The 7,903-nt window shown below is 53.8% G+C and carries 11 protein-coding genes and 5 pseudogenes; 15 read left to right on the plus strand and 1 reads right to left on the minus strand.

Annotated features, from left to right (window positions below):
- The 14 genes and pseudogenes from BX592_RS33225 to BX592_RS34790 all read left to right on the plus strand — a co-directional run.
- Positions 1-1,445, plus strand: a 1,445-nt coding sequence (locus BX592_RS33225) for an RHS repeat-associated core domain-containing protein (protein WP_208328023.1), incomplete at its 5' end; no start/stop codon positions are given.
- A complete protein-coding gene (locus tag BX592_RS33230; protein ID WP_134197576.1) occupies positions 1,442-1,873 on the plus strand; it encodes a hypothetical protein in 432 nt (143 codons plus the stop codon). The genes BX592_RS33225 and BX592_RS33230, both read left to right, overlap by 4 nt.
- A 3-nt stretch (positions 1,874-1,876) precedes the next feature.
- Positions 1,877-2,056, plus strand: a pseudogene (locus BX592_RS35335) (RHS repeat-associated core domain-containing protein); the annotation flags it as partial.
- Between the two features lie 332 nt (positions 2,057-2,388).
- Positions 2,389-2,784 (plus strand): hypothetical protein, encoded by a 396-nt coding sequence (locus BX592_RS33240; protein ID WP_134197577.1) that lies wholly within the window; start codon positions 2,389-2,391, stop codon positions 2,782-2,784.
- Between the two features lie 39 nt (positions 2,785-2,823).
- Positions 2,824-3,078, plus strand: a pseudogene (locus BX592_RS34975) (RHS repeat-associated core domain-containing protein); the annotation flags it as partial.
- A 296-nt stretch (positions 3,079-3,374) separates the two neighbouring features.
- On the plus strand, positions 3,375-3,872 hold the full coding sequence (locus BX592_RS33250) for an Imm21 family immunity protein (RefSeq protein WP_134197578.1): 498 nt from the start codon (positions 3,375-3,377) through the stop codon (positions 3,870-3,872).
- Positions 3,873-3,900: 28 nt separating this feature from the next.
- Positions 3,901-4,041, plus strand: a pseudogene (locus BX592_RS35340) (RHS repeat-associated core domain-containing protein); the annotation flags it as partial.
- 374 nt (positions 4,042-4,415) lie between these two features.
- Positions 4,416-4,661 carry a hypothetical protein gene (locus tag BX592_RS33260; protein WP_134197579.1) on the plus strand — a complete coding sequence of 82 codons (246 nt, stop codon included), beginning with the start codon at positions 4,416-4,418 and terminating at the stop codon, positions 4,659-4,661.
- 62 nt (positions 4,662-4,723) lie between these two features.
- A pseudogene (locus BX592_RS34780) lies at positions 4,724-5,041 on the plus strand (RHS repeat-associated core domain-containing protein); the annotation flags it as partial.
- Positions 5,042-5,442: 401 nt separating this feature from the next.
- Positions 5,443-5,853: an SEL1-like repeat protein gene (locus BX592_RS33270; protein WP_134197581.1), complete on the plus strand. Its 411-nt coding sequence runs from the start codon at positions 5,443-5,445 to the stop codon at positions 5,851-5,853.
- Positions 5,854-5,910: 57 nt separating this feature from the next.
- Positions 5,911-6,411 (plus strand): annotated as a pseudogene (locus BX592_RS34980) (RHS repeat-associated core domain-containing protein); the annotation flags it as partial.
- Positions 6,412-6,423: 12 nt separating this feature from the next.
- Positions 6,424-6,651: a hypothetical protein gene (locus BX592_RS33280; protein WP_134197583.1), complete on the plus strand. Its 228-nt coding sequence runs from the start codon at positions 6,424-6,426 to the stop codon at positions 6,649-6,651.
- A 58-nt stretch (positions 6,652-6,709) separates the two neighbouring features.
- Positions 6,710-7,039: a polymorphic toxin type 47 domain-containing protein gene (locus tag BX592_RS35345; RefSeq protein WP_425022288.1), complete on the plus strand. Its 330-nt coding sequence runs from the start codon at positions 6,710-6,712 to the stop codon at positions 7,037-7,039.
- A gap of 13 nt (positions 7,040-7,052) precedes the next feature.
- Positions 7,053-7,478 carry a DUF6756 family protein gene (locus BX592_RS34790; protein ID WP_425022289.1) on the plus strand — a complete coding sequence of 142 codons (426 nt, stop codon included), beginning with the start codon at positions 7,053-7,055 and terminating at the stop codon, positions 7,476-7,478.
- Between the two features lie 32 nt (positions 7,479-7,510).
- Here BX592_RS34790 and BX592_RS35350 read toward each other — a convergent pair whose 3' ends face one another.
- Entirely contained in the window at positions 7,511-7,684 is a 174-nt protein-coding gene (locus BX592_RS35350; RefSeq protein WP_243849847.1) for a SymE family type I addiction module toxin, read from the minus strand.
- Here BX592_RS35350 and BX592_RS35355 point away from each other — a divergent pair.
- On the plus strand, positions 7,673-7,903 hold a 231-nt coding region (locus BX592_RS35355), incomplete at its 3' end, for an RHS repeat domain-containing protein (protein WP_243849849.1). The two genes, BX592_RS35350 and BX592_RS35355, sit on opposite strands and share 12 nt — an antisense overlap.

Raw genomic sequence — 7,903 nt, forward strand, 5'->3', positions numbered from 1 at the left:
GACTCGCGCATCAGGTGCTGAAGGGCTCGAATCGCAAGGTGATGGAGCGGCGTTATGCCTACGACGACGCGGGGCAACTCGAGCAGATCAGCGATCTGCGCGGCACGATCCGCTACGCGTATGACCCGCTGGGGCGGCTCAGGCAGATGCAGGGGAGGCTCGGCGAAGAGCGTTTTGCATTTGATCCGGCGAGCAATATTCAGGTATCCGATGAAAACGAGGCGCGCGGGGGGCGTGCTCCTGTGCTGCTGGACAATCTGCTGAAGCAATACGCCGGCACGCGCTTTGAATACGATGAACGCGGCAATCTGGCTGTGCGCGTGCGCAACGGCGAGCGCATGGCGTTTGGCTGGGACAGTTTCGATCGCATGGTGTCGGCGGGCGATCACCGGATGCAGGCGACCTATCGCTACGATGCGTTGGGCCGGCGCATCGCGAAGCTGACTGAGCCGTGTGTGTATACGTCGATTAATGATGGTCCGGGCTACCGGGACGTGCTGCGTGCGCGTTTGAAGTCGGAGCATGGCTACGGGCTGACGGTGTACGGGTGGGACGGCGATACGCTTGCGTGCGAGACGGACTGTGAGAAGCGCACGGTGACGCATTACGTGTATGAGCCGGGTGGATTCACGCCGCTGCTGCAGGCGAGTGGGCCGCTGGGCGCGGGCGTTGATCGCGAGGCGGCGCGAGGGCGTGAAGGGCCGCAGCCGTTTGCGGTGGTGGCGTACTACCATTGTGATCAGATTGGCACGCCGCAGGAATTGACGGATGCGGCAGGTGAGGAGGTTTGGAGCGCGAATTACCGGGCGTGGGGGCAGGCGCGGGAAGTGATCAGCGAAGCGGCGCGCAAGGCGGGGATCGGTAACCCGTTGCGCTTTGCCGGGCAGTACTTTGATCGCGAGACGGGGCTGCATTACAACCGGCATCGGTACTACGATCCAACGTCGGGACGCTTCATCAGCAAGGATCCTATCGGGCTGGCGGGTGGCATCAACGTTTATCAATACGCGCCCAACCCGGTAGGCTGGATTGATCCGTTTGGTCTTGCGGGCAGTAGCTTGCTGGCATTGCCGGCACCGACCGGATCGAATCCGTGGATGCCCAACACACCGATGACGTCGGAACCCATCCCCGCAGGGGGTCTAACCGTTCAGATGGCGATGGCACCGGGTCAAACGCGCCCCGGTGGATGGGCAACGACTGATAACATCCCGGACGTCGACTATGTCCGAAATAAGTTGGCCGTAACGCCAGACTTCAAGTCGGACGTTTCGCACGTACAGACGTTCCACGTCCCCGAAAGCGTTCAAGTACAGCGCGGTACTGTTGGCCCACAAAAGTGCGGCTGCAAGCTGTACCCTGGTGGCGGCAGCCAACTACAAATACTGAATTTTGCGGACCGTGCCAAGCTTGTTCCGGTTGGACCACCGAGAGCCATCAAATGACCAAAAGCGGAAGCGTGACTGACTTTCATTTCATCGATCGATTTCCTGGTTACGACAAGGTCAATAACCCATCACGACGAACGGTCGCAGAGCTAACGCCCCTTGCGATCGCGTGGCGTGATGGGGGCATGCAGAAGGACATTCAGAGCACCGCTGGCATTTGCGGTGTGCCTTTGGCAGATGGGAGCGGAATCGCAGTAGTCGAGGGACCGTACGACAGCAGCGTCAACAAGGCGTATCTCGTCAACGCCGATGGCTCATTAAGGGCGAAAGTGGCTTTGGCCGCATCGATTGGTCAGGCGATGTTCTACGACGTGTTTTATGTGGATGGGAGCCTGACATTCCTCGCGGCAACGTCAAATCGTGATGTTCAGATTTGGGTGAATGAGAGAGATGGCACGGTCCGGAGGGTGAGCGAGTTTCGGTAGGAAAGGTTCCACGGGCAGCCGGTTGATGGAAAAACGGGGCTGCACTACAACCGGCATCGGTATTATGATCCGGGCACTGGGCGGTTTATTAGTAAGGACCCGATTGGGCTGGTCGGTGGGGTCAATGCGTATCAATACGCGCCCAATCCGATAGAGTGGGTCGACCCGTTCGGATTGTCGAAAGCGCCGGTAGGCGCCGGAAGAAAACAAGCATCTCCAAAGGCGAACCAGAACGCAAAATGCCAATGCAGAGGCAAGTGGGAAGTAAATCGTTTCGACAGAATATGTTCAGGCAACGTGCCTGGCGTGGGCTACGCTAAGTATGTGCGAGATCTGGGCACAGGCATGTGGTGGTCTGAAGATCAAACAGGGCATGGGAACAGTGCCTGGAAGGTGTACGACAAGAATGGTGCATGGGTGGCAGACGCCGACGTCTATGGCGATTACATGAATAAGCACAAGAGCGATACGGGTAAGAGCATTGACTTTGACTCAATAAAGTGTAAGGACTCGAAATGATTCACTCTGCTGAGGAATTCGTGGCTCTGCGAGCGAGTTTGCTCAAGGATGAATATGATCGCGCTGCGACTGAAGAGGCTCCTGTTTCAGTGTGGAAAGACGTCATCGATAGATTTCCGGAATATAGAAAGTGGGTCGCATATAACAAGACAGTCCCACCGGAGATCTTGACTTTGCTTTGCCAATTTGGACCTGATGTTCGTCGTTCCGTTTCCGTGAAGAGAAAATTGTCTGATGAGTTATTTGAACTTCTATCAAAGGATCTCGACGCAGTTGTTCGACAAGGTGTCGCCTCGAATAAAAAGGCTCCTATTTCGATAATCAGGAGACTTATGCAAGATGAGGATGAAGATGTCTCTAGAGTTGCCAAATACAACCTTGACAACCGATAGGCGTTGAAGTCACGCACGCGAGCGGCGCGATGCGAGAGCGCGCATTACCGGGCGTGGGGGCAGGCGCGGGAAGTAATCAGTGAGGCGGCGCGCAAGGCGGGGATCGGTAACGCGTTGCGCTTTGCCGGGTAGTATTTTGATCGCGAGACGGGGCTGCATTACAACCGGCATCGGTATTATGATCCGGGCACTGGGCGGCTTATTAGCAAGGACCCGATTGGGCTGGTGGGCGGGGTCAATGCGTATCAATACGCACCCAACCCCATCGCTTGGACTGACCCGTTAGGTCTCGCAGGCGACGAAACCTTGAAACCGGGTTCGTTCGCCACGGATTCCATACCAGCACGGGGGCCGGCACGCGACTTCACCTTGGAAGAAAGGCAACAGATCAACACGATCGGATATCGAGACGGGTGCCACACGTGTGGTTCTACAGACCCGGGTACGAAGAGCGGAGACTTCATCCCCGACCACCAAACTTCGAACGCGCTGAACGAGCAAGGAAAGCCCCAGCGACTGTATCCTCACTGTAAGCGGTGCAGTCTCAAGCAGGCTGGCCAAGTCACACAAGCAAAGAGAAGGGGCGGCCAATGAACAAGTACGTTATTTCGGACTGGATCAACAGTTCCGGCGGACCACTGGTCGTGATGGAGGAAGCAAAGGCATTACTATGGAATGGCATGAGCGGGAACCCATCAGATTACGATTTAGCCTGCCAATCTGCCGACTACTCCAACAAGTTGGCACTGCATGGAACAGATGTGCTCGTGTTGGGTGACGAGCCGTTGCAAACAGCGGTCGCAACATCTGATAGCCGGCTACTGATCGTTCGCTGGAAGTGGGCCGATAGTGAAGCGGATGTGCTAGGTGCAATCGAGCAAATCGACGTCGGTATGGTGAACATCGTCGAAAAATTGACGATCAACTGGGCCAATCAGCCATTAGTCGTGTTCGATGCCGTTGACACATTCCATCCCTCCCGATGCCTGAGATTCTCGGCGCATTCGGGTGCCAGCAAAGTGGAAACTTTCATCTACCAGCCTACGTCAAGGACATCTTTACTGGTGCACGCGATAGCGGCCGTGTAACTGTGCGACGTGACTTGAAAAGTAGCCCGGGCCGCGCTACAACCGGCATCGGTATTATGATCCGGGCACCGGGCGGTTCATTGGCAAGGACCCGATTGGGCTGGCGGGTGGGGTCAATGCGTATGCGTATGCGCCGAATCCGGTACAGTGGATCGATCCGCTCGGGTTAATGGGCAAGATACTCTATCGAATGACTGTCGATAGCGACGGCGGTCCGGTGGTTTATTCTGGACCCACAGAAAATGGCGTGAACGCAGCAAATTCACTCGGTGTCCGACTAGGCGAAGCAGGAATGTCTACAGACTCAGTGCCAGAGAACACTCAACCTCATCGTCGTCCCGCTGATTTTGGGGGAACCCAAAAGAATTCAGGAATGTACAGCATCGATAGTGACGACCTTGCACAACACGGATTGGTACATGATGAAGATGGAAAAGACGCGAGTCCTCATGTGAGCATAGAAGCAGCGAAAGGTGTTTGTGCATGTGAATTACCCACTCGTCTTGCAAAGACGAAGCCACTTTGGAAGAGAGTTCTTCGCAAATGAAACTAGCGATCAAAGACAGAATTGAGATGGTGCTTTCTCAATCCTTCCCAGAGGAATCACTACGGCAGCTAGTGATTAACTTGAACAATGCTGGCGTTGGAAAATCGGAAATATTGAAAGAATTTAATGAGCTTGACCAGATGTTAAGGAATGCCGGCCGGGATGAGGATGCCGACATTGTTGAGGATGTAATGGATATGATGACTGGCTATTACGTTGGAAGAAATTTAGATCTTAAGTAATTTGACGGAGGCGTCAGAAATTTCGTGTGCCATGAAACTGAGATCTTTTAACCGGCCTCAGCCATTGTGATCAGATTGGCACGCCGCAGGAATTGACGGATGCGGCAGGTGAGGAGGTTTGGAGCGCGAATTACCGGGCGTGGGGGCAGGCGCGGGAAGTGATCAGCGAAGCGGCGCGCAAGGCGGGGATCGGTAACGCGTTGCGCTTTGCCGGGCAGTATTTTGATCGCGAGACGGGGCTGCATTACAACCGGCATCGGTATTATGATCCGAACACCGGTAGGTTCATCAGCAAGGATCCGATTGGCCTACTCGGTGGACTCAATGCGTATCAGTACGTTGGAAATAACCCTATCCGAGGTATTGATCCGCTGGGTCTTGTTGATCTAAATCTATTCCCTAGCAATCAAGCAATTCGTGGATACGCAGACAGCGTTCCTGGGAACCCCGATGCATTCCAAGTCGGAGCTCATGGCAATCGGACCTTAATCGTAGATCAGAATGGGACGCCAGTTAGCGCTCAAGAACTCGCGAATATGATCAAAAGTTCACCAAATTATAGAGAAGGAAAGCGGGTAGATCTGCTTTCCTGCAATACAGGGAGAGGTAGCAACTCTTTTGCTCAAAAATTGGCTGATGAGCTTGGCGCAGAAGTCCGTGCGCCTGATCAGTACATGTGGTATTACCCAAGCGGAAGAACAATTCCAATGGGAATGAACAGCGCACGTCAGATGGATCATAGCCAACCCGGCACAATGAATGTATTTATGCCGAATGCAAAATGAAAATAGCCTTCATCTGCCTTGCGCTACTTATTATTATGGTTGATTCTTCATTTGGAGGTGACATGTCAAGCCCATCTGATGACGCACCAACTTCGACTGGTTCGATATACTTTCTATCGAAAGAGCAGGTTGACGAGGAATCTGTACGAGCCACCGACGGCGACATCGCTTCGGCGGTTAAACTATACAAATACTATTTGCTAGTGGCTTCTGATCAAGATCAGGCTATCAGATGGTTGAAACTCGCAGCAACAGCAGGAGATGAAATTTCGCAGTTCAATCTGGCAAAAATCCTCTATATGAATGGCGATCTTAAAGGTGCTCTTCATTGGGCAGAGGTTTTGCGGGCCAATAAATATCCTGGGATAGATAATCTGATTGACGAAATAAATCGCAATGCGAAGTAGATGTTAGCCCTCACCCGGCAGGGATCGCAAGAGTCAAGTGCAACATCGAGCTAATTGGGGCTGCACTACAACCGGCATCGGTATTATGATCCGGGCACCGGGCGGTTTATTAGCAAGGACCCGATTGGGCTGGCGGGTGGGGTCAATGCGTATCAATACGCACCCAATCCGATAAGCTGGATCGATCCGCTGGGGCTTAGATGCGACAGTCCAGCAGATAAGCTCGCACGTAAGCTGCGAGCGCTTCAGAAGGCGCAGGGAGGCGCAGCCAACACACGACATCTCCCTGACGGGAGAGTCAGATATTACGATGCTGAGGTTCCCGCTCTAAAACCTGGTCCTACTCGTGGACGTTCGCACGTCACCGAATGGAATCCTGAAACGGGCCAAGTCCGGTCGTGGGAAGAGACATACAATCAGACTGGCGAGGTCAACCGAGTTCACCCCAAGATGAATAATGGCGAGGTACTAGACTTGCCTCACTACCCGCCGACAAAAGCGGATATCGATCAAGGCAAGGTTACGGCTTCTGGTAGAGCAACATCGAGATGTCCATAAGGATAAACCGTCATGTCTGACATGAAAGTGCAGTTTCTCAATGGCCTGCGCGTGCTCCTCGAACTGGAGGGCTATGCTCCATATAAGGTCGCGCGCTACGCGTACGAGTTTTATCTGGATCATTCCTTTGATGACCCTCGCCTAGAGCATGTAGTGAACTTCCTTAAAGGAATGGATGCGGGACCTGAGTTCGAATTGTCGGAGGCAGAACTGAAAGCCTTTCTGAGCAACGAGTTGTAAGCGAAAAGGCTATTGTCGCAGCCTTTCGTATCAATAGGCACCCAATCCGATAAGCTGTATTGATCCGCTTGGCTTAGCAACTGTTACCAACGCCCCTGACTTCGATAGAGCAAGACGTGAAGCCTTTGAGCGTGCCGGGATGACAAATCCCGATAACGTCTCGTTCTCTAAAATGGATCCCGTTACGGGTACTGCTGTTGAGTTCAAAGGCGTAGGTGGCGCTAAGGTTGCTTATGACGCTCCTCATGCAGATATGGACTCAACGCAAGGTCACGATAAGCCGCACGTTGGATGGCAGAGTGCTGGAAAACGAGGGTGTGGGTGCAAGCGCGGCAACATTACTTATGAGGGGCCGCAGCATCCTCATAGGCCGGACCAAAAACTGTGAGGCAAATCAGATTATGAATAATCTAGACGCTGACGACTTCCGGGCAGAACTTTCCACTGCATTAAGAAAATGCGGGCTGACTGATGAGCAACCGGTCGATAAAAAAGAGCTGTTAGAAAAGATTCAAAGGACATTCGTCGCCGGCGATCCGCGTGCTTGGTGGCTAAGTTTCAAGATCAAGCCTGCCGTATTGCACTGCGAGGACAACAACGGATATTTGCGTATTTCTGAACTAGCCCCAACATCGACCAAGAATGTATGGTTTGTGGTGGACGAAAGTAATGAAGAGAAATTTGTCTTCGATGTTCCGGTCCAGGCGATCGCTGAAATCATCAAAGAATGTCGGTACTTCGAGTATTACGTTGTTGCGCACGACCTCTCATGGCTGATAGCAGAAAATGATCATGGAGACTTGCTGTTCGTAACTGAGCTTCAGTAACACGAAGGGCCGCTAACGCGGCCCTTCGTTCATTAATCGGCGGTGATAGTGAGCCGCCCGTGCTCAACGCTGATCCTTACGCGCTGCCCTGGTGTGAAGCCTGCGTGCTCAATCCACCGCCCTGCGAGCTTCATCCACGGATAAAGCGGCGGCATGGTGCGCCTTCGCCAGTTGCGCTGGAAGCGCCGGGGCGGTTGCTTGCGCATACCGATGCGCTGAACCGTCGCACGCAGTACCGCTACTCGGCCGCCGGGCTGCTCGCGGCGCGCGTGAACGCGCTGGGCGATACGCTCGAGTATGCGTGGAACCGGCTGGGCCAGATCATCACGTTGCGTAACGAGAACGGCGGCGAATACCGGTTTGCGTATGACGGGTACGGGCGGCTCGTATCGGAGCAGGATTTCGATGGACGTGTGACGGAGTAT

Origin of the sequence: Paraburkholderia rhizosphaerae, assembly GCF_004366595.1 — a bacterium.
In the GTDB taxonomy this organism is placed as follows: domain Bacteria; phylum Pseudomonadota; class Gammaproteobacteria; order Burkholderiales; family Burkholderiaceae; genus Paraburkholderia; species Paraburkholderia rhizosphaerae.

Excerpts from the sequence above, each read along its gene's own strand:
- BX592_RS33230 (WP_134197576.1), top strand. The coding sequence starts at position 1,442 with ATGACCAAAAGCGGAAGCGTGACTGACTTTCATTTCATCGATCGATTT.
- BX592_RS33240 (WP_134197577.1), top strand. The coding sequence starts at position 2,389 with ATGATTCACTCTGCTGAGGAATTCGTGGCTCTGCGAGCGAGTTTGCTC.
- BX592_RS33250 (WP_134197578.1), top strand. The coding sequence starts at position 3,375 with ATGAACAAGTACGTTATTTCGGACTGGATCAACAGTTCCGGCGGACCA.
- BX592_RS33260 (WP_134197579.1), top strand. The coding sequence starts at position 4,416 with ATGAAACTAGCGATCAAAGACAGAATTGAGATGGTGCTTTCTCAATCC.
- BX592_RS33270 (WP_134197581.1), top strand. The coding sequence starts at position 5,443 with ATGAAAATAGCCTTCATCTGCCTTGCGCTACTTATTATTATGGTTGAT.
- BX592_RS33280 (WP_134197583.1), top strand. The coding sequence starts at position 6,424 with ATGTCTGACATGAAAGTGCAGTTTCTCAATGGCCTGCGCGTGCTCCTC.
- BX592_RS34790 (WP_425022289.1), top strand. The coding sequence starts at position 7,053 with ATGAATAATCTAGACGCTGACGACTTCCGGGCAGAACTTTCCACTGCA.
- BX592_RS35350 (WP_243849847.1), bottom strand. The coding sequence starts at position 7,684 with ATGCGCAAGCAACCGCCCCGGCGCTTCCAGCGCAACTGGCGAAGGCGC.